Origin of the sequence: Mycobacterium sp. SVM_VP21 (assembly GCA_024758765.1) — a bacterium.
In the GTDB taxonomy this organism is placed as follows: Bacteria; Actinomycetota; Actinomycetes; order Mycobacteriales; family Mycobacteriaceae; genus Mycobacterium; species Mycobacterium heraklionense_C.
In genome coordinates this window covers 3,240,212-3,259,891 of the sequence record CP101406.1, presented here as the reverse complement: position 1 = coordinate 3,259,891, position 19,680 = coordinate 3,240,212, and the positions used below count along the sequence as shown (strand labels likewise).

The following is a 19,680-nucleotide window of genomic DNA, read 5'->3' as shown; positions in this document are numbered from 1 at the left end:
CTTCAGCTGGTGACCAGTGTTCCGATCTTCTCACCCGCGACCGCTCGCGCGATATTTCCATCGGTCAACAGGTTGAACACCAGGATCGGCATGCCATTGTCCATGCACAGGCTGAACGCGGTGGCATCGGCCACCTTCAGCCCGCGGTCGATGACCTCGCGATGAGTGACCGAAGTCAGCAGTTCGGCGTCCGGGTCGACCCGCGGATCCGCGGTGAAGATGCCGTCGACCGCCTTGGCCATCAGCACCACCTGGGCGCCGATCTCCAGCGCGCGCTGCGCCGCCGTGGTGTCGGTGGAGAAATACGGCAGCCCCATACCGGCGCCGAAGATCACCACCCGGCCCTTCTCCAGGTGCCGCTGTGCCCGCAGCGGGATGTAGGGCTCGGCCACCTGACCCATGGTGATCGCGGTCTGCACCCGGGTGTCGATGCCTTCTTTTTCCAGGAAGTCCTGCAGCGCAAGGCTGTTCATCACGGTGCCGAGCATGCCCATGTAGTCCGAGCGCATCCGTTCCATGCCGCGCTGCTGCAGCTGGGCGCCGCGGAAGAAGTTGCCGCCGCCGATCACCACCGCTACCTGCACGCCGTCGCGGACCACTTCGGCGATCTGGCGGGCCACTTGCGCGACCACATCGGGATCAAGCCCGACCTGCCCGCCGCCGAACATCTCCCCACCAAGTTTGAGCAAAACCCGGGAGTAAGGGGGGCGGCCGGCCGGCCGGTCTCCGTCGGTACTCGTCGGCTCCGTCATCAGGCTCCTCCGGGCTGCGCGCATATGACAGCGCCATCGCGGGAATGGTCCGCGACGGCATTGTCATCCTGCCCTACCGGAACGGTCAAACAGAGCCCGGGGTGGCGACGCCGCCCCTCAACTGTCACAACATATGAAAATATTTTCAATTGATGCTTTCGCTGCTATGGTCTGCGCTGTGCCGAACTCGCTCCATCAGGTGAAAGCCGAGTTCTTCAAGACCCTCGGGCACCCCGCCCGGATCCGGATCCTGGAACTGCTCGCCGAACGCGACCACACCGTCGGCGAGCTGCTCCCCGAGATCGGGCTCGAAGCATCCAATCTGTCCCAACAACTGGGTGTCCTGCGTCGCGCAGGCGTAGTGACAGCGGCCAAGGACGGCAATGCGGTGGTCTACTCGATCGCCTCGCCGGTGATCACCGAACTGCTCGCCGTGGCGCGCAAGGCGCTGACCGGATTGCTCAACGAACAAGTGGCCATCCTCGATGACCTGCGGGCCGGACAATGAGCTGGCTCACCAGAATCCGTGCCCTGGGCCGTGTCACCGAACCGGCCGGCGCCCGCCCACCGGCCGCCACCGAACCGCCGACAGGCGTGCCGGGCTCGTTGCAGATCCGCCACGTCGACGCCGGATCGTGCAACGGCTGCGAGATCGAGATCGGCGGGGCTTTCAGCCCGGTGTACGACGCCGAGCGGTTCGGCGCCCGGCTCGTCGCCTCACCGCGTCACGCCGACGCCCTGCTGGTCACCGGGGTGGTCACCCGCAACATGGCCGAGCCGCTACGCAACACCCTGGAGGCCACCCCGCAACCCCGCAAAGTCATCGCGTGCGGGGACTGTGCCCTCAACCGCGGGGTGTTCGCGCAGTCCTACGCAACGGTGGGGGCCGTCGGCGAGGTGGTTCCGGTCGATGTCGAGATCCCCGGCTGTCCGCCGACGCCCGAGCAGATCCTTGCCGCGCTGCGGTCGGTGACCGGCCGGTGAGCACGCTGACGGTTACGACACCCGATACATCGCACCACCAAGCCCTTCCAGCGGCCCTCAGCGGGGCCGCCACGGCCGGCATCGGTGCCGCTGGAGTCGGCATCGGCCTGGCCGGCGTGTTCGGCACCCTGCCCGCGATTCGCATCGACTGGCTGGTTCCGCTGCTGGGTGTACAGCTGCGCATCGATGCGCTCGGCGGGTTCTTCATGGCGCTGACCGGCGCGGTCGCCGTGGCCGCCGGTCTGTATTGGATCGGCTATGCACGCCACGAGCGCTACGGTGCGGTCCCGCTGCTGACGCTGCCGCTGTTCGTCGCCACACTGCTGACGGTTCCGGCGGCAGGCTCGGTAACGACGTTCCTGCTTGCCTGGGAACTGATGGCGCTGGCGTCGCTGGTGTTGGTGCTCACCGATCAACAGCGCAGCGAGGTGCGTTCGGCCGCGCTGATCTACGCGGTGATGACCCAGTTGGGCTTCGTCTCGCTGCTGTTGGGCATGGTGGTGCTGGCAGCTCACGTCGGCGACGACTTCGCCGGCATGGGCGCGCTGCCCGATCGCGTGCGCAACACCGTGTTCGTGTTGACCCTGATCGGCTTCGGCTCCAAGGCCGGACTCATGCCCCTGCACGCGTGGCTGCCTAGGGCGCATCCGGAAGCACCCAGCCCAGTCTCGGCGTTGCTCAGTGCCGCCATGGTCAACCTCGGCATCTACGGGATCATCCGCGTCGACGTGCAGCTGCTCGGGCCCGGACCGCGCTGGTGGGGTCTGACGCTCCTGATCGCAGGCGGTGCGTCGGCGCTCTACGGAGTGTTGCAGGCGTCGGTGGCAACCGACCTCAAACGGCTGCTTGCGTATTCGACGACGGAGAACATCGGGCTGATCACCCTGGCCCTGGGTGCGGCGACGTTGTTGTCGAGCGCGGGATCACGCAATGCCGCGGCCGTTGCCACGGTGGCGGCGCTGCTACATCTGCTCGCCCACAGTGCGTTCAAGAGCCTCGGATTCCTGGCCGCCGGGTCAGTGCTGGCCGCCACCGGCTTGCGCGACCTGGATCGACTCGGCGGGCTGGCCCGCCGAATGCCTGGCACCACAGCGTTGTTCGGGGTGGCCGCGCTCGGCGCTGCCGGCCTGCCGTTGGGAGCGGGTTTCGTCAGCGAATGGCTGCTGATCCAGTCGCTGATGCATGCCCGAGCCGACCATGACCTCACGATCACCCTGGTGACACCGCTGGCCGTGGGTGCGATCGCACTGACCGCCGGCCTGGGGGTGGCCGCCATGGTCAAGGCGTTCGGAATCGGGTTCCTGGCTCGCCCACGCTCGGATGCCGCGGCGGCAGCCCGGGAAGCGCCCACCGCAATGCTCGCCGGGATGACGCTGGCCGCACTCGCCTGTCTAGTGCTGGCCGTCGCACCGGGCACCGTCGGCCCGCTGTTGCACCGGGTGCTCGACATCCTGCCGATATCGGGGGCCGCCCCGCAGCTCGGAACCTACCTGCGCATTCCCGGGTTGGACGCGTCCATGTCCCCCGGCCTGCTGGCCGCCGTACTGGCCGCCGCGGTGGTGGTGGTGCTGATCGGTTCACGCTGGCGGGCACGTCAGCGTCCGAGCACTGCCACGGTGCCGCTGTGGGCCTGCGGCGCAGACGATCTGAGCCCGCGCATGCAATACACCGCGACGTCGTTCGCCCAACCGCTACAGCAGGTTTTCGACGATGTGCTGCACACCGACGCCGCCGTCGAAGTGACCCGCCAAGCTCCGTCGAGCTACTACGTGGACCGGATCGCCTACCGGGCGCGAGTGGCCGATGTCGTCGAGGATCGCTGGTATGCCCCGCTGCTGCGGGGCGTGGCCGCCGCCGCGCAGCTGGTGCGCCGCGCCCACACCGGCAGCGTGCACCTCTACCTGGCCTACGGTGCGGTGGGAGTGCTGATCGCCATGTTGGTGGCCCGATGACCGCACTGACATACCTGGCGGGCTTTGTGCAGGTCGCCGGCGTCATCGCAGGCGCCCCACTGGTCATCGGCCTGATGCGCCAGGTCCGAGCCCGCGCCGAGGGCCGCACCGGGGCCGGGATCTGGCAACCGTGGCGCGACATCCGCAAACTGCTGGGCAAGCAGAACCTCAAGCCGCTCGGCACCACCTGGGTGTTCGCCGCGGCGCCCGCCGCGTTGGCCGCCACCACGCTGGTCATCGTCGCCACCGCACCCCTGGTGGCGACCGGCTCGCCGCTGGACCCGATCGCCGACCTGATCACCGTGGTGGGCCTGCTGTTCCTGGGCACAGTGGCCCTGACCCTGGCCGGCATCGACACCGCGACGGCCTTCGGCGGCATGGGCGCCAGCCGCGAGATCACCATCGCGGCGCTGGTGGAACCGACCATCCTGGTGGCGGTGTTCGCGTGCTCGATCCCGGCGAACTCGGCCAACCTGGGCGCCATCGTCGGCAATGCCAGCGCGCATCCCGGCCAAGTGATCTCGCTGGCGAGCGCGCTGGCGTTCGTCGCGCTGGTCATCGTGATCGTCGCCGAGACCGGCCGGCTGCCGGTGGACAACCCGTCCACCCACCTGGAGCTGACCATGGTGCACGAGGCCATGGTGCTCGAATATGCCGGCCCCAAGCTGGCCATGGTCGAATGGGCCAGCGGTATGCGGCTGACGGTGTTGCTGGCGCTGCTGGCAAACCTGTTCTTTCCGTGGGGCATCGCGGGCGCGGACCCCGGTGCGCTCGACCTGGTCGTCGGGGCCGGCGCGATTGCGCTCAAAGTGGCCGTGTTGGCCGCAGTCATGGCCGCCGTGGAGGTCTTCCTCGCCAAGCTGCGCCTTTTTCGGGTGCCTGAACTACTCGCTGGGTCCTTCCTGCTGGCGTTGCTGGCCGTGACGGCGGCGAACTTCTTCTCGGGGGCAGGCGGATGACCTACGTCAACATGCTGGATCTGGCTGCCGGCGGCGTGCTGCTGGCCGCGGTGCTGTCCGTCTGGCACCGTGACCTGTCGGTGGTGGTGCGCCGGTTGCTCGTCGCCCAAGGCGTAGCGCTGGCCGCCATCCCGATGATTCGCGGTGTGCACGAGCATGATCGAGCCCTGCTCCTGGTAGGCCTCGGCGTGCTGGCAGTACGTGCGGTACTGCTGCCGTGGCTGCTACACCGAGCGTTAGGCGCCGAACGTCAAGAACGCCGTGAGTCCGCTCCCCTGGTCAGCACGACCGTTTCACTGCTGATGGTCACCGCACTGGTGATCGCGGCGTTCACCATCACCCAACCGGTGGTCGCGCTGGCGCCCAGTACCTCGACCAACGCCGCCCCGGCGGCCATCGCGACGGTGCTGATCGCACTGTTCATCATGGCGACCCGCCGCCACGCCATCTCTCAGACGGTCGGGCTGCTGATGCTGGACAACGGAATCGCTGCGACCGCGTTCCTGCTGACCGCCGGCGTCCCGCTGATCGTCGAGCTCGGCGCCTCGCTGGATGTGCTGTTCGTGCTGATCGTGCTCGGCGTGCTGACCGGACAGCTGCGCAACGCCTTTGGCGGGGTGGACTTGGATCTGTTGCGGGAGCTACGCGACTGATGACACTTCTGATTGCGCTTCCGCTGCTGGCACCGGTACTGGCCGCACTGTGCTCGGTGGCGCTCGGCTGGCGCCCGTTCAGCGCCGCCGTCACGGTGATATCGGCGCTGACCATCCTCGGATGCGGTGTCGCCCTTGCCGTACGGGTCGGCGACGGGGCCTATCTGGTGCTGAATGGCCTGCTGCGGGCCGACGCCCTGTCGGTGACGATGCTGATCGTCATCGGTGTCGTCGGCAGCCTGGCCACCTGGGCGAGCATCGGCTACGTCGACGCCGAATTGGCTGGTGGGCACACCGATGATCGTGGCGCGCGGTTGTACGGCATCCTGACTCCGGCGTTCTTGGCCGCGATGGCTCTTGCGGTGTCGGCCAACAACATCGGCGTGGTGTGGATCGCGGTGGAGGCCACCACGATCGTCACCGCGTTTCTGGTCGGTCACCGCCGCAGCCGGGCCGCACTGGAGGCCACCTGGAAATACGTCATGGTGTGTTCGGTGGGCATCACGATCGCATTCCTGGGCACCGTGTTGCTGCATTTCGCCGCGCTGCATGCCGGGGCGGCCGGCGAGGACGCGCTGGACCTCGACGTGCTCGCGGCCCACGCCAGCGGGCTCGACCCGGCGGTGACCCGATTGGCGGGCGCACTGCTGTTGATCGGCTACGGAGCCAAGATGGGCCTGGCGCCATTTCACACCTGGCTCGCCGATGCGCACAGCCAGGCCCCGGCTCCTGTTTCGGCGTTGATGAGCGGGGTGCTGCTCTCCGTCGCGTTCTCGGTGCTGATCCGGCTCAAGCCGATCATCGATGCCGCGGTGGGCCCGGCGTTCCTGCGCACCGCACTGCTGGCCGCCGGTTTGGTGACGTTGCTGATCGCTGCGCTGCTGCTCACGATCACGACCGATCTCAAACGGATGCTGGCCTATTCGTCGATGGAGACGATGGGCTTGATCGCCGTCGCCGCGGCGGCAGGCACCCAGCTGGCGATCACCGCGCTGCTGCTGCACGTGCTGGCTCACGGTGTCGGCAAGACGGTGCTGTTCCTGGCCGGCGGGCAGCTGCAAGCCGCCCACGGCACCACCGCGATCGGCGAGATCACCGCGGTGTTCGGCAGGTCACGGTTGGTGGGCGGCACATTCGCTGCCGGGATGCTGGTGCTGCTCGGTTTGCCGCCGTTCGCGATGTTCGCCAGCGAGGTGGCCATCGCGATCTCGCTGGCCGACGCCCGCCTGGCGTGGGCCCTCGGTCTGGCACTGGTGGCGCTGGTGGTGGCGTTCGCCGCGCTGCTGCGCAACTCCGGCCGGCTGCTGCTGGGCACTCCGGACGCCGGCAGCCCGGCGATCCGGGTACCGGTGACGGTTGCGGGCGCATTGGTGGCCGGGGTGCTGCTCTCACTCGCCCTAGGAGTGACCGCCGGCCCGCTGACCGACTTGTTCACAACCGCCGCAAGCCAACTCGGAGTCCGCTGATGAAGCCGATCACCAGCACGCAGCCGGTCACCGGCGATGAGTTGATCGACACGGCCACGGCACTGCTGACCGACGGGTTCCGGCTGGCCCTGATGGCCGCCCACGATGACGGCGACACCCTGCGGGTGGTGTACCTGTTCCTCGCCGGCAGCCCGGACCGCCGCAGGGAGCTGATCCTGACCGTTCCGGCGGATACCCCGGCGATCCCGTCGCTGGCCCGGCTGTCCTTTCAGGCCGGCCGATTCGAGCGCGAGATGCTCGATCTGTACGGGATCACCCCGATCGGTCATCCGCAGCCGCGCCGCCTGGTACGGCACGCGCATTGGCCCGAGGGTTGGCATCCGATGCGCAACGATGCCGGGCCGCCCGGCGACTTCGTTGCGTCGGACCACTTTCCCTTCCTGAACGTGGACGGCGCCGGGGTCTACGAGATCCCCGTCGGCCCGGTACACGCCGGTCTGATCGAGCCGGGTCACTTCCGGTTCTCGGTGGTCGGCGAATCGGTGTTGCGACTCAAGGCGCGACTGTGGTTCGTCCACCGCGGGATCGAGCGACTCTTTCAAGGCCGGCCCGCCCTCACGGCGGTGGACCTGGCCGAACGGATCAGTGGTGACACGTCTGCCGGTCACGCGCTCGCGCACAGCCTGGCCGTCGAGGACGCTCTCGGTGTCGAGCTGCCCGATCCGGTGCACCGGCTGCGCGCATTGCTCGTCGAGCTCGAGCGCCTCTACAACCACGCCGCCGATCTGGGCGCCCTGGCCAACGATGTGGGCTTCGGCCTGGCCAATGCACACGCCCAGCGGGTCCGCGAACTTGTGCTGCGCATCAACGCGCAAGTGACCGGACACCGGCTTTTGCGCGGCGCGATCAGCCCCGGAGGTGTCGTGCTGCAAGCACTTCCGGAACCGGACCGGCTACAAGAGCTGGCGGATGATATCGCCGAGATCGCCGAGCTGACGTTGGGCAACTCGGTGATCTACGACCGGTTCGCCGGTACCTCGATATTGCACCGCGACGACGCCGTCGCAATGGGTGCCCTGGGCTACGTGGCTCGGGCCAGCGGGATTGTCACCGACGCCCGCCTCGACCATCCGACCACCGAACTCCCGGTGACCGCGGTGACGGCGAGCGCCGGGGATGTACTGGCCCGCTACACTGTCCGCCGCGATGAGTTCGCTGCCTCAGTGGCCCTGTGCCGCAACCTGATCGACAATCACGAAGGCCCGCTCGAGATCCGAGCGTCCGTTCCGGCGGCGACGGGTCCGCGTAGCGGGATCGGCATCGTCGAGGGCTGGCGCGGCAGCATCGTGCACCGGGTGGAGATCGGAGCCGACGGCGTCATCGGCCGCGCGAAGGTGGTGGACCCGTCCTGGTTCAACTGGCCGGCGCTGCCGGTGTCGATGACCGACACCATTGTCCCGGACTTTCCGTTGACGAACAAAAGCTTCAATCTGTCCTACGCGGGAAACGATCTATAGCGGCTCAGCGCAGAGACCCTGTATGTCAGGATATTTGATATGGATGACGTGGACGTTGCTCCGCTGGGCTACCTGCTCTACCGGGTCAGCTCGGCGCTGCGCCCCCAGGTGACCGCGGTACTCGGGCCGCTGGGGCTGGCGTTGCCTGAATTCGTCTGCATGCGGGCGTTGTCGTTGCGTCCCGGGCTGTCCAGCGCCGAACTGGCCCGCCACACCGGCGTCACCCCACAGGCCATGAACACCGTGCTGCACCGGTTGGAGAACCGCGGCGCGGTCAGCCGCCCGGAGTCGGTGCCGTCCGGGCGTGCATTGCCGGCGAACTTGACCGAGGCCGGTCGGGATCTGCTGAAGCAGGCCGAAGATGCCGTACGCGTCGCCGACGGTCGCGTGCTGGCTGCGCTGAGCCCAGCCGAGCAGCACCGGTTGCGCCAGATGTTGGAGCGAATCGGCGCGGAGTGACTACTGGGCGCTCAGGCCCGGGCAGCGATCGTGGGCCAGGGCTTCGCCGCCTCTAGCTCATAGGCCAACTCCAGCAGCCGGGCGTCGCGCCCAATGGGGGCACTGAACATCATGCCCACCGGCAATCCGGCCGCGGATTCGGCCAGCGGCAGCGAGATCGCCGGTTCGCCGGTGGCGTTCTGCAGCGGGGTGAATGACACCCAGTCCATCAGCCGCTCGATGACCTGTTCATAGTCGGCCGTCGGGTCCAGGTGGCCGATCTGCGGTGTCTCGTGTGCCAGCGTCGGGGTGAGCGCCACGTCGTAGTCGCGGTACATCCGCGCGGTGTGCCGGCGCAGCGTCGCCAGCCGGGTAATCGCCACCGGCAGTCGGTACAGATGGCGGACGGCATAACGATCCAACCCCAGCGTCAGGTTGTCCAGCCTGCTGCGGTCGAAACTGGGGCCGAACATCCGGCGCCCACCGCGCACCAGCGCGGTAGCCAAAAACGCCCAGTAGAGCAGGAAGTCGTCGGGGAAGTGCGTGGGCACCGGCGGACGGTCCAGGTAGTCAACGTGGTGGCCGAGCTCCTCGAGCAGCGCCGCCGTCTTCAAGGTCAGTTCACGCATCTCCGGGGAGGTCGGGCGGGACACCGATTCCGTGATCACCGCGATCTTGAGGCGCTGGGCGCCCGGTCCCCGGATGTGGCCGACCGGCGGAAGCTTGGTGTTGCGCGAGATCCGTTCCGCGTCAGCGTAGAAGGCGGCGGTGTCACGCACTGAGCGGGTCACTACCCCGTTGAAGACGATCCGCACCGGCATGGCACGCACGTCCTTGTCCAACGGCAGCCGGCCCCGCGACGGCTTGAGCCCGACCAATCCGTTGCAGGCCGCGGGAATACGGATGGAGCCGCCACCGTCGTTGGCGTGCGCGATCGGCACCACCCCGGCGGCAACGAACGCCGCCGATCCCGACGACGACGCCCCGGCGCTGTAGTCGGTGTTCCACGGGTTGCGTACCGCACCGATGCGCGGATGCTCGGCGGAGGCGCTGAACCCGAACTCGCTGAGCTGGGTCTTGCCCAGGGGAATGAGCCCGGTGTTCAGGTAGAGCTTGGCGAAGTCGCCGTCGACCGCGGCTGGGTGGGGCTGCCAGGCGTCGGTGCCCTGCATGGTCGGCATCCCGGCGACGTCGACGTTGTCCTTGATAAACGTCGGGACGCCCTGAAAGAATCCCGAGGGCCCGGCAGGCGCACCCTGCCGGGCGGTGTCGCGTGCGCGGTCAAACGCTCGGTAAGCCAGGCCATTCAACTGCGGATTGACCGCCTCGGCTCGCGCGATCGCGGCGTCGACGAGCTCGGCGGCGGACACCTCACCGGAACGGAGTCGCTCAACCAATCCGACCGTGTCGGAGTCACCGAGCGCGTCGTCGCCGAAGGCGTGCACATGTTGCATGCCGGTGACCCTATCCGACGGGCCAGGCGGGTCCGTCACGCCCAAACGAAAATCACCGCCAGTCCCGGTTGACGGGCGCTGGCGGTGATTTTCGTATGAAGCGGGCTAAACCTGTCCGACCTCGAACCGCACGAAGCGGGTCACGGTCACGCCGGCCTCGTCCAGCAGTGCCTTGACGGTCTTCTTCGAGTCCGACACCGACGACTGGTCGAGCAGGACGACATCCTTGAAGAAGCCGGTGACCCGGCCCTCGACGATCTTGGGCAGGGCAGCCTCGGGCTTGCCCTCCTCCTTGGCCGTCTCTTCGGCGATGCGGCGCTCGTTAGCCACCAAGTCGGCGGGAACGTCGTCGCGGGTCAGGTACTTGGCCTTGAGCGCGGCGATCTGCAGCGCGACGGCGTGCGCCGCCTCGGCACCGTCACCGCTGTACTCCACCAGCACACCCACGGCCGGCGGCAGGTCGGAGGCCCGCTTGTGCAGGTAAGTCTCCACGGTGCCGTCGAAGTAGGCGACCCGGCGCAGTTCGAGCTTCTCGCCGATCTTGGCCGACAGCGCCTCGATGGCCTCACCGACGGTGCGGTCGCCCATCTTGGCGCTCTTGAGCTCCTCGACGTCGGAGGTCTTGGCCGCCGCAGCGGCGGTGACGACCTCGTCGGCCAGAGCCTTGAACTCGTCGTTCTTGGCGACGAAGTCGGTCTCGGAGTTGATCTCGATCAGGGCGCCGCCCTTGGCCGCGACCAGACCTTCGGCGGTAGCACGCTCGGCACGCTTGCCGACGTCCTTGGCGCCCTTGATGCGCAGCACCTCGACGGCCTTGTCGAAGTCGCCGTCACTCTCGGCCAGCGCATTCTTGCAGTCCATCATGCCTGAGCCGGTGAGCTCCCGAAGCCGCTTGACGTCGGCAGCGGTGTAGTTCCCCACTGTTGTGTGCCTTTCCTACGATGCGTCGGTGGTGGTTTCGGCGCCGGCAGCTGCGGCGTCGGCGTCGGGTGCCGCGGTGGTGGCGCCCGCCAGCAACTCCTGCTCCCACTCGGCCAGCGGCTCAACCGCTTCGGCCGCAGCCTTGCCCTCGCCGTTGCCCTGACCTGCCCGAGCCTGCAGCCCCTCAGCCACCGCGGAGGCGATGACCTTGGTCAGCAGAGCGGCCGAGCGGATGGCGTCGTCGTTACCCGGGATCGGGTAGTCCACCAGGTCGGGGTCGCAGTTGGTGTCCAGGATCGCGATGACCGGGATGCCCAGCTTGCGGGCCTCGCCGACGGCGATGTGCTCCTTGTTGGTGTCGACGACCCAGACGGCCGACGGCACTTTGGCCATGTCGCGGATACCGCCGAGGCTGCGCTCCAGCTTGTTCTTCTCGCGGGTCAGCATCAAGATTTCCTTCTTGGTGCGCCCCTCGAAGCCACCGGTCTGCTCCATGGCCTCGAGTTCCTTGAGGCGCTGCAGACGCTTGTGCACGGTGGAGAAGTTGGTGAGCATGCCGCCCAGCCAGCGCTGGTTGACGTACGGCATCCCGACCCGGGTGGCCTCGGCCGCGACCGACTCCTGCGCCTGCTTCTTGGTGCCGACGAACATGATGGACCCGCCGTGTGCGACGGTCTCCTTCACGAACTCGTACGCCTTGTCGATGAACGTCAGCGTCTGCTGCAAGTCGATGATGTAGATGCCATTGCGGTCGGTGAAGATGAACCGCTTCATCTTGGGATTCCAACGACGGGTCTGATGCCCGAAGTGGGCGCCGCTGTCCAGCAGCTGTTTCATGGTTACGACAGCCATGAGTCCATGGTTCCTTTTTTGTCGGTTGTCGCCCGGCGTCGGGTGAGGCCGGGCCCTGGTGCCTGCTGAAATGCCGGACCCCTGTTGGGGACCACCCGACATCTGCGTTGTGGCGCAGACACGCGAAGTCAGCCCGCATAAGCGAACTGCGCAAATGAGTTTACACGCTCCGAACGGGTGGTTTAGCGAGCCTCGACGAAGGAGAGGCGAAGCTGGAACCGCCCCATGAACCGGGTGCTTTGTCCACAGCGGTGACTGGCCCGATGCGGGGCCGCCGAGGTGAACTGGACGGATGCGATGCGTGGCGTTGTTGCTGGTCGGAAGCCTTCTGCTGGCCGCGCCGGCGCATGGCGACACGGTTCGGCTGGATTGGCCGTTGCGGCCACGCCCGGCGGTGGTGCGGCCATTCGACGCCCCACGCCCGGATTGGCAGCGCGGCCACCGGGGCGTGGACCTGGCCGGGGAACGGGGACAGCCGGTGTATGCCGCCGGTGCAGGCACGGTGGTGTTCGCCGGACGTTCGGGGGGACAGCCGGTGGTGTCACTGGCACACCCCGGCGGGCTGCGCACCAGCTACCAGCCGGTGTCGGCGGCAGTCCGCATCGGTCAGCTGGTGGCCGCGGGATCGGTGATCGGCGCCTTGGAGCCCGGCCATCCGGGCTGCGCGGCTTGCCTGCACTGGGGCGCGATGTGGGGCCCGGCGTCGCGCGCCGACTACCTCGATCCGTTGGGGTTGCTTGCCTCGACGCCGATCCGGCTCAAGCCGGTGACCGGCGGGGCCGCGGCTACCGCGAAGGCAGTCGACGCAGGAAGTCCAGCATGGCGGCGATGACGATGTCAGGCTGATCCCGCTGGACCCAATGTCCAGCACCGGCAACGACTTTCAGCTCCGCGTGCGGGATCAGTGCGGCGGCCGCTCGCGCGCGAGCGATAGGCACGCCGGCATCCCGGTCACCGTGGATAATCAGCGCCGGAGACGGGAACGACGCCAGCTGCGCGGTGTAGTCGGTCTTCAGCCGGTTCCACAGCATCTCGTCGTGCTGCCATTGTTCGAAGGCGGCGAACCCGGGGTGCCGTGCGGCGGAGATGATCTCCGCGATCAGCTCCGGGTTGCGTTGAGCTGGATCACGGATCAGCGATTTGAGGCTCCACGTCAGTGCGGTGCGGTTCGTGGCCATCCAGCGGGTGGCGAGATCCAGCACACCGGTGCGCTGCATCGCCCACGCCAGTAGGTGTCGGCCGCCGGCCAGCCGTGACATCAGCCCGTAACTGTCCAACAGCAGTGCCCCGGTAACCCGTTCGGGCCGGTCCAGCACGTGCCCGATGGTCAGTGCCCCGCCCAGCGACAACCCACCGATGGCGTAGTGATCCAGTCCGAGCGCGTCGATGAACTCCCCCACATAGGCGACCAGCCGCTGCTGGGTCACCCGCCAGGTGGGCAGCGGGCTCTCACCGCATCCGGGATGATCAGGGGCGATGACGCGGAAACCTTCCGCGGCCAGGCGTGGTCCGACCTCTCCCCAGGACAATGCGGCGCTGTCCGTGCCGCCGCCGTGCAGCAGCACCACGGTCCCGGCCGCTGAGAAAGCCGGACTGTCGGGACCAAAGTCGAGGTAGGAGACCGTTCCCGACGGCAGTTCGAGAGTTGACCGCACGGTCACGCCCGCGGGTGGGCTTGATCGTGCACGGCACGCAACCGGGCGACGGTGACATGGGTGTAGAGCTGCGTGGTAGCCAGGCTGGAATGACCGAGCAACTCCTGCACGATCCGCAGGTCTGCCCCACCCTCCAACAGATGCGTGGCCGCGGTGTGGCGCAGCCCGTGCGGCCCCATATCCGGTGCGCCCCCGACCGCGGCGACGGTCTGGTGCACCACGGTGCGGGCCTGACGCGGGTCCAGGCGCCCGCCGCGGGCGCCGAGCAGCAGCGCCGGACCGGACTCCAGCGTCGCCAGCGACGGGCGCCCCCGGGTGAGCCACGCCTGCAGCGCGTCGGCTGCGGGCTCCCCGAACGGCACCGTGCGTTGCTTGTTGCCCTTGCCCACCACCCGCAGCACCCGTCGTGAACTGTCGACGTCGTCGATGTCGAGGCCGCACAATTCGCTGACGCGCACCGCGGTGGCGTAGAGCAACTCGGCGATCAGTCTGTCCCGCAGCGCCAGCGGATCGTTCTGCTGCGCACCGGATTTGGCAGCGATCATCGCGTCATGCGCCTGATCGCGGCGCAGCACCGCCGGCAGCGTCCGGCGCGACTTCGGCAGTTGCAGGCGCGCACCGGGATCCGTCGCCAGCAGCCCACGCCGCGCCGCCCACGCGGTAAAGGTCTTGACCGTCGATGTGCGGCGCGCCAGGGTGCTGCGCGCGGCGCCGGCGCCGGCCTGCGCGGCCAGCCAGCTGCGCAGCAACGGAAGACTCAGGCCTTCGATGCCGGTGTGTCCCTGATCGGCGAGGAACCCGAACAGCGATCGCAGATCACCGAGGTAGGCGCGCCGGGTGTGGTCGGAACGGCCCCGCTCCAGAGCGAGGTACTCGTCGAACTCGTTGAGAATCGCGTCCACATCGACCACGGTCTCAGACGGCGGCCGGGGGCGCTCAGGTGACGCGCCGCAGCGTTTCCGGGGTGAGATCAAGCCGTGACGGATAGCCGTCGACGGCCATGATGAGGTCGGCTTCGGCCAGCAGCGAGCGCAGCACGTGCACGATCCCAGCGGTTCCGCCCAAAGCCAGACCGTAGGCATACGGCCGCCCGATACCCACCGCCGTGGCGCCCAACGCAAGGGCCTTGATGATGTCGGCCCCGGTGCGGATGCCCGAGTCGAAGAGCACCGGCATCCCGTCGGCGGCCGCCACCACGTCAGGCAGGCAGTCCAGGGCCGGCAGTCCGCCGTTGGCCTGGCGGCCGCCGTGCGTGGAGCAGTAGATGCCGTCGATGCCGCCGTCCCGGGCACGCCGCACGTCGTCGGGGTGACAGATGCCCTTCACGATCAACGGCAGGTCGGTCAATGACCGCAGCCACGGCAGGTCATCCCAGGTCAGCGGGTTACCGAAGGTCTGGATCCAGGACAGGATGGCGGCCTGCGGATTCTCCTCGGGCGGCTGGGCCAGGCCCGCCCGAAACACCGGGTCGGAGAAGTAGTTGGACAAGCAGTGCCCGCGCAGCTGCGGGAAATTCGACGTGGACAGGTCCCGGGGGCGCCAGCCCGGAACCCAGGTGTCGAGGGTGACGACGATCGCCTTGTAACCGGCCGCCTCCGCGCGATGCACCAGGCTGGCGGCCAGCTCCCGGTCTTTGGGCGTATACAGCTGGAAAAACCCTGGCGTGTCACCGAATTCGGCAGCGACGTCCTCGAGCGGGTCGGCGGTGAGAGTGGACACCATCATCGGAACGCCGGTGGCCGCCGCAGCCCGGGCGCTGGCCAAGTCGCCGTGTCCGTCCTGGGCGCAGATCCCGATAACGCCGATCGGCGCCATGAACACCGGCGAGGGCAGCCGCAGTCCGAACATCTCGATCGACAAGTCGCGCTCGGCGGCGCCGACGAACATCCTCGGGATGAGCCCCCACCCGTCGAAGGCGGTGACGTTGGCCCGCTGGGTGCGCTCGTCGCCGGCACCGCCGGCCACATACGACCACACCGAGGGGGAAAGCGCCGCGGCGGCTTTGGCCTCCAACTCGGTGAAGGTCATCGGAAGCGCGGGTACCACGCCGGCCAGGCCCTGCAGGTAGATCTCGAACTGGTAATCCCCGAAAGCCATCGCGTTAGCCTGTCTGTTCTTCGGCTGATTCTTTAGCGGCGAGCTCTTTCTTCCACTGCCGGAAAGTCTCTTCGGTGCGCCCGCGCCGCCAGTACCCCGAGATCGACGCCCACTTGGCGTCGACGCCGCGCTCCTTGCGGACATAGGGCCGCAGATTGTGCATGACGGCCTGGGCCTCGCCGTGGATGAAGACCTGAACCTGGCCCGGCGGCCACGCGGCGGTGGTGACCGCCTCGATCAGCGGCGCGTTGTCCCCGGCCCGCTCCTGCCCTACCAGGTCCGCCCGTCCTCCGCGGTGTAGCCAGTTCAGCTCGATCCCGTCCGGCGCACCCAGCGCGATCTCGTCCTCGGGCCCGGCGACTTCGAGGAAAGCCATGCCCACTGCGTCTGCTGGCAGGGCCTCCAGCGCGGCCGCGATCGCCGGCAGTGCGCTCTCGTCACCGGCTAGCAGGTGCCAGTCGGCGTCGGGGTCCGGCGCGTAGGCGCCGGCGGGGCCCATCAAGTAGACCGAATCGCCAGGCTGTGCATTGGCCGCCCACGGGCCGACAACGCCGTGGTCACCGTGCACGGAGACATCGATGGCGATCTCCCGGGCGACCGGATCGGCGCGCCGCACCGTCAGGGTGCGGACCACTGGTCGCTGCTCGTCGGGCAGGTCTATGAAGCTGTCCAGGGTCAACGGCTGCGGGAGCGCCGCGACATCGACGTCATAGCGCACAAAGATCACCTTGACGTACGAATCGGTGAAATCGCTGGGCTTGAACGTGTCGAAACCTTTGCCGCCCAACACCACTCGAATCATGTGTGCCGAAGCCTGCTCGGTACGGACAACTTCGAAGGTGTGAACCGGTCGTCCCGCCACGCTGTCTCCCCTCTTCGCCCTGCCCAGCCGACTATACGAGCTAGCGATTCGGGCGAGCTATCCCCCAGCATCCGTCGCGCCGCGCCGCCAGGCCGGCGACCTCCAGCATCGCCAGTGGCCCGAACACCTGCGCCGGCGCCAGCCCGGAGGCCACCGCGATCTGATCGACGGTGACCACGCCGCGCCCGGGCAGCGCTTCGTAGACCTGGCGTTCGGCGGCGCTGAGCCCGTCCAGCGGTGTGGCCGGCCGCGGCGGATCGTCTGCCAGTTCCCCCACTCGACCCGCCAGCTCGATCACTTCGTCGACTCGGGTCACCAACTCGGCGCCACCGCGCAGCAGCACGTGACAGCCGGCCGAGGACGCGCTCGTGACCGGACCGGGGACCGCCGCCACCGGCCGGCCCAGCAGCCGTGCCCACGCGGCGGTGTTGGCCGCTCCGCTGCGCAGTCCCGCCTCCACCACCACCGTCACCCCTGCCAGCGCCGCCACCAGCCGGTTGCGGGTCAGGAACCGATAGCGAGCCGGACGTACCCCGGGCGGATACTCGGTAACCAGCAGGCCGCTGGCGCCGATGCGATGCAGCAGCGCGGAATGGCCTGCCGGGTAGGCGTTGTCGATGCCCCCGGCCAGTACCGCCACGGTAGTGCCGTCCGCGGCCAGTGCCGCACGGTGCGCCGCGCCGTCGATTCCGTAGGCGCCGCCGGAGACCACCACGACGTCGCGTTCAGCCAATCCGGCGGCCAGATCCGCGGCCACCAGCTCGCCGTAGGCGGTTGCTGCGCGGGTGCCGACAATCGCGGTGGACCGTTCGGCGATCTCGTCGAGGCGTGCCGGCCCCACCGCCCAGAGCACGAGCGGCGGCCGGCAACCCGGTTTGTCCACGGCGTCGGCGCCCCCGAAGCCGGCGAACGCCAGCACCGGCCACTCGTCGTCGTCGGGAGTGATCAGGCGGCCTCCGCGGCGGTCGAGGATCTCCAGATCATCAGCTGCGATGTCCATCTCGCGTCGCGCTTCGGTGTGGCGGGCCAACTCCGGGCCGACTGCACCACATCGAATCCGTTGCGCTGCTTCTATCGGGCCGACGCAGTCGACCAGCACGGCCAGCTCCGGGCGCGGCGGCTCGGCAACCCGGGATAGGTAGGCCCAAGCCCGCTTCGTGATGCTGCCGGTGGCGGTCATCGGCCCGAACCCGCCTGGCGAAAGCTCAAGGCCGCGGAGACCTCGTCCAATCCCGGTGACGTCCGTCCGGCCAGATCGCTGAGGGTCCACGCGACCCGCAGGGTGCGATTGGCGCCTCGGACCGACAGCAGACCGCGATCCAGCGCAGCGCGTAGCGGAGCCATCGCCGCGGTACTGAGCCGAAACTTGCGGCGCAGCAACGCCCCGCTGACCTCGGCATTGGTGTGGAACCCGTGCGGCGCCCACCGGTGCGCTGCGGCGGCGCGCGCCTGCGCGACCCGGTTGCGCACCGCGGCAGTCGACTCCCCATCCGCCGCCGAGAACGCACCCGCGCGCACCGGATGCATCTCCACTCGCAGGTCCACCCGGTCCAGCAGCGGGCCGGAAAGCCGGCCCAGGTAGCGCCGCTTCTCCATCGACTTACACGTGCAGTCCCTGGGGTCGGCCGGCGCGCACGGGCATGGGTTGGCCGCCATGACCAGTTGGAAGCGGGCCGGGTAGCAGGCCACCCCGTCGCGCCGGGCCAGCCGGATCTCCCCGTCTTCGAGCGGCGTACGCAGCGCCTCTAGCGCGCTGACCCGGATCTCGGCACACTCGTCGAGGAACAGCACGCCTCGGTGAGCGCGGCTCACCGCACCGGGCCGGGCCATTCCGGACCCGCCGCCGACCAGCGCCGCGACACTCGAGCTGTGATGCGGGGCGATGAAGGGCGGCCGGGTGATCAGCGGTGCGCTGCCCGACAGCAGGCCCGCGACCGAGTGGATGGCGGTGACCTCCAACGATTCGCTTTCGGTGAGTGCCGGCAGCAGTCCGGGAAGGCGTTGGGCCAGCATGGTTTTACCGATTCCCGGGGGGCCGGTCAGCATCAGATGATGGGATCCGGCCGCAGCCACCTCGACGGCGAACCGGGCCTGCGCCTGACCGACCACCTCGGCCAGGTCCGCGATCGGCTCGGCCGTCGGAGCCACGGTGGTGATCCGGTCCTGCAGCCGTGCGGCCCCCTCCAGCCAGCCGTGCAACTGGCCCAGCGTCGCGACCCCGTAAACGTCGATGCCGTCCACCAGACTGGCTTCGGCGAGGTTGTCCACGGGGACCACCGCGGCAGCCCAGCCACCCTTCTTTGCGGCCAACACCGCGGGCAGTACCCCGTGGACCGGACGCACCCGCCCGTCGAGCGCGAGTTCCCCGAGCAGCACCGCCTTCTCCAACCACGACCACGGCGCTTTGCGGTCGGCGGAGAGCACCGCAGCGGCCAAAGCCAGGTCGTAGACGGAGCCCATCTTCGGCAGCGTCGCCGGCGACAGTGCCAGGGTCAGCCGGGCCGCGGGCCAACGGTGCCCGCTGTTCGTGATCGCCGCGCGCACGCGATCCCGCGACTCTTGGAGTGCGGCGTCGGGCAGCCCCACCAGATGCACCCCGGGTAGTCCCGAGGTGATATCGGATTCGATCTCCACGATCAAGCCGTCGAGGCCGCGCACAGCGACCGAGAACGCCCGGCCCAGTGCCATTTAGCCCACCCCCTGCAAGTGGGTGATCTCCGGAGTTCGGCTGCGCCCGATCCGCACCCCGATCACATCGAGACGGACCTCATCCCAGTGGCACTGCTGGCCCGCCAGCCACACCCCGGCCAGCCGCCGCAGCCTGCGCACCTTCTCCGGTCCCACCGCGTACGCCAGCCCGCCGAAGCCGTCACCGCTGCGGGTCTTCACCTCGACGAACACCACGGTGCGCGGGACAGGGGCCGCGGCGATCACATCCAGTTCGCCGTATCGACAGCGCCAGTTGCGGGCTAGGATCGCCCACCCCTGAGCGGTCAGATGGTCGACGGCCACTTGTTCTCCGAGCGCCCCCAGCTCCGTGCGAGACATGGTTGTCATACCGGTCAGGGTCGGCCGGGGGACCGACAGCGTCGAGTCAAACAAGTCCGAAACCAGCTGCCGGGCAGGCAGTTATCCCCAAGTTGAACTTCATCCACAG

General features: G+C 68.7%; 20 protein-coding genes. 9 read left to right on the top strand and 11 right to left on the bottom strand.

What is annotated here, in order from left to right:
* Positions 1–2: 2 nt before the first annotated feature.
* The gene (gene pyrH, locus NM962_15095) at positions 3–752 is read right to left on the bottom strand and encodes a UMP kinase (protein UVO11301.1); all 750 of its coding nucleotides are present in this window, start codon (positions 750–752) and stop codon (positions 3–5) included.
* Positions 753–930: 178 nt separating this feature from the next.
* Between pyrH and NM962_15090 the strand changes: the two genes are divergently transcribed.
* From NM962_15090 to NM962_15055, 8 genes are all read left to right on the top strand, one after another.
* Positions 931–1,260 (top strand): metalloregulator ArsR/SmtB family transcription factor, encoded by a 330-nt coding sequence (locus NM962_15090; protein UVO11300.1) that lies wholly within the window; start codon positions 931–933, stop codon positions 1,258–1,260.
* Positions 1,257–1,736 (top strand): NADH-quinone oxidoreductase subunit B family protein, encoded by a 480-nt coding sequence (locus tag NM962_15085; GenBank protein UVO11299.1) that lies wholly within the window; start codon positions 1,257–1,259, stop codon positions 1,734–1,736. The genes NM962_15090 and NM962_15085 overlap by 4 nt, the downstream gene beginning before the upstream one ends.
* Positions 1,737–1,816: 80 nt before the next feature.
* Positions 1,817–3,688 carry a hypothetical protein gene (locus tag NM962_15080; GenBank protein UVO14752.1) on the top strand — a complete coding sequence of 624 codons (1,872 nt, stop codon included), beginning with the start codon at positions 1,817–1,819 and terminating at the stop codon, positions 3,686–3,688.
* Positions 3,689–3,693: 5 nt separating this feature from the next.
* Entirely contained in the window at positions 3,694–4,647 is a 954-nt protein-coding gene (locus tag NM962_15075) for an NADH-quinone oxidoreductase subunit H (GenBank protein UVO14751.1), read from the top strand.
* Positions 4,644–5,300, top strand: coding sequence for a hypothetical protein (locus NM962_15070; protein ID UVO11298.1), 657 nt, complete (start codon positions 4,644–4,646; stop codon positions 5,298–5,300). The genes NM962_15075 and NM962_15070 overlap by 4 nt, the downstream gene beginning before the upstream one ends.
* The gene (locus NM962_15065; GenBank protein UVO11297.1) at positions 5,300–6,766 is read left to right on the top strand and encodes a hydrogenase; all 1,467 of its coding nucleotides are present in this window, start codon (positions 5,300–5,302) and stop codon (positions 6,764–6,766) included. Before NM962_15070 ends, NM962_15065 begins: the two co-directional genes overlap by 1 nt.
* Positions 6,766–8,244, top strand: a complete 1,479-nt coding sequence (locus tag NM962_15060) for an NADH-quinone oxidoreductase subunit C (protein ID UVO11296.1) — start codon at positions 6,766–6,768, stop codon at positions 8,242–8,244. The genes NM962_15065 and NM962_15060 overlap by 1 nt, the downstream gene beginning before the upstream one ends.
* Positions 8,245–8,283: 39 nt before the next feature.
* On the top strand, positions 8,284–8,703 hold the full coding sequence (locus NM962_15055; protein ID UVO11295.1) for a MarR family transcriptional regulator: 420 nt from the start codon (positions 8,284–8,286) through the stop codon (positions 8,701–8,703).
* Between the two features lie 11 nt (positions 8,704–8,714).
* Here NM962_15055 and NM962_15050 read toward each other — a convergent pair whose 3' ends face one another.
* The 3 genes from NM962_15050 to rpsB form a co-directional block, all read right to left on the bottom strand.
* Positions 8,715–10,136, bottom strand: a complete 1,422-nt coding sequence (locus NM962_15050; GenBank protein ID UVO11294.1) for an amidase — start codon at positions 10,134–10,136, stop codon at positions 8,715–8,717.
* A gap of 105 nt (positions 10,137–10,241) precedes the next feature.
* A complete protein-coding gene (gene tsf / locus NM962_15045; GenBank protein ID UVO11293.1) occupies positions 10,242–11,057 on the bottom strand; it encodes a translation elongation factor Ts in 816 nt (271 codons plus the stop codon).
* Positions 11,058–11,072: 15 nt separating this feature from the next.
* Positions 11,073–11,909, bottom strand: coding sequence for a 30S ribosomal protein S2 (rpsB, locus tag NM962_15040; GenBank protein ID UVO11292.1), 837 nt, complete (start codon positions 11,907–11,909; stop codon positions 11,073–11,075).
* Between the two features lie 292 nt (positions 11,910–12,201).
* On the opposite strand from rpsB, the gene NM962_15035 reads away from it, so the two are divergent.
* Entirely contained in the window at positions 12,202–12,741 is a 540-nt protein-coding gene (locus tag NM962_15035) for a M23 family metallopeptidase (protein ID UVO11291.1), read from the top strand.
* Here NM962_15035 and NM962_15030 read toward each other — a convergent pair.
* Genes NM962_15030 through NM962_15000 form a run of 7 tightly spaced genes read right to left on the bottom strand, consistent with a single transcriptional unit; the run spans position 12,695 to position 19,580 of the window.
* The gene (locus tag NM962_15030; protein UVO11290.1) at positions 12,695–13,564 is read right to left on the bottom strand and encodes an alpha/beta hydrolase; all 870 of its coding nucleotides are present in this window, start codon (positions 13,562–13,564) and stop codon (positions 12,695–12,697) included. The two genes, NM962_15035 and NM962_15030, sit on opposite strands and share 47 nt — an antisense overlap.
* A gap of 2 nt (positions 13,565–13,566) precedes the next feature.
* A complete protein-coding gene (locus NM962_15025; GenBank protein UVO11289.1) occupies positions 13,567–14,466 on the bottom strand; it encodes a tyrosine recombinase XerC in 900 nt (299 codons plus the stop codon).
* 34 nt (positions 14,467–14,500) lie between these two features.
* Positions 14,501–15,661, bottom strand: a complete 1,161-nt coding sequence (locus NM962_15020) for an alpha-hydroxy-acid oxidizing protein (GenBank protein ID UVO11288.1) — start codon at positions 15,659–15,661, stop codon at positions 14,501–14,503.
* Between the two features lie 4 nt (positions 15,662–15,665).
* Entirely contained in the window at positions 15,666–16,523 is an 858-nt protein-coding gene (locus NM962_15015) for a siderophore-interacting protein (protein ID UVO11287.1), read from the bottom strand.
* Between the two features lie 40 nt (positions 16,524–16,563).
* On the bottom strand, positions 16,564–17,703 hold the full coding sequence (gene dprA / locus NM962_15010) for a DNA-processing protein DprA (GenBank protein UVO11286.1): 1,140 nt from the start codon (positions 17,701–17,703) through the stop codon (positions 16,564–16,566).
* Entirely contained in the window at positions 17,700–19,211 is a 1,512-nt protein-coding gene (locus NM962_15005; GenBank protein ID UVO11285.1) for a YifB family Mg chelatase-like AAA ATPase, read from the bottom strand. Before NM962_15005 ends, dprA begins: the two co-directional genes overlap by 4 nt.
* Positions 19,212–19,580: a YraN family protein gene (locus tag NM962_15000; GenBank protein ID UVO11284.1), complete on the bottom strand. Its 369-nt coding sequence runs from the start codon at positions 19,578–19,580 to the stop codon at positions 19,212–19,214.
* Between the last annotated feature and the right edge of the window lie 100 nt (positions 19,581–19,680).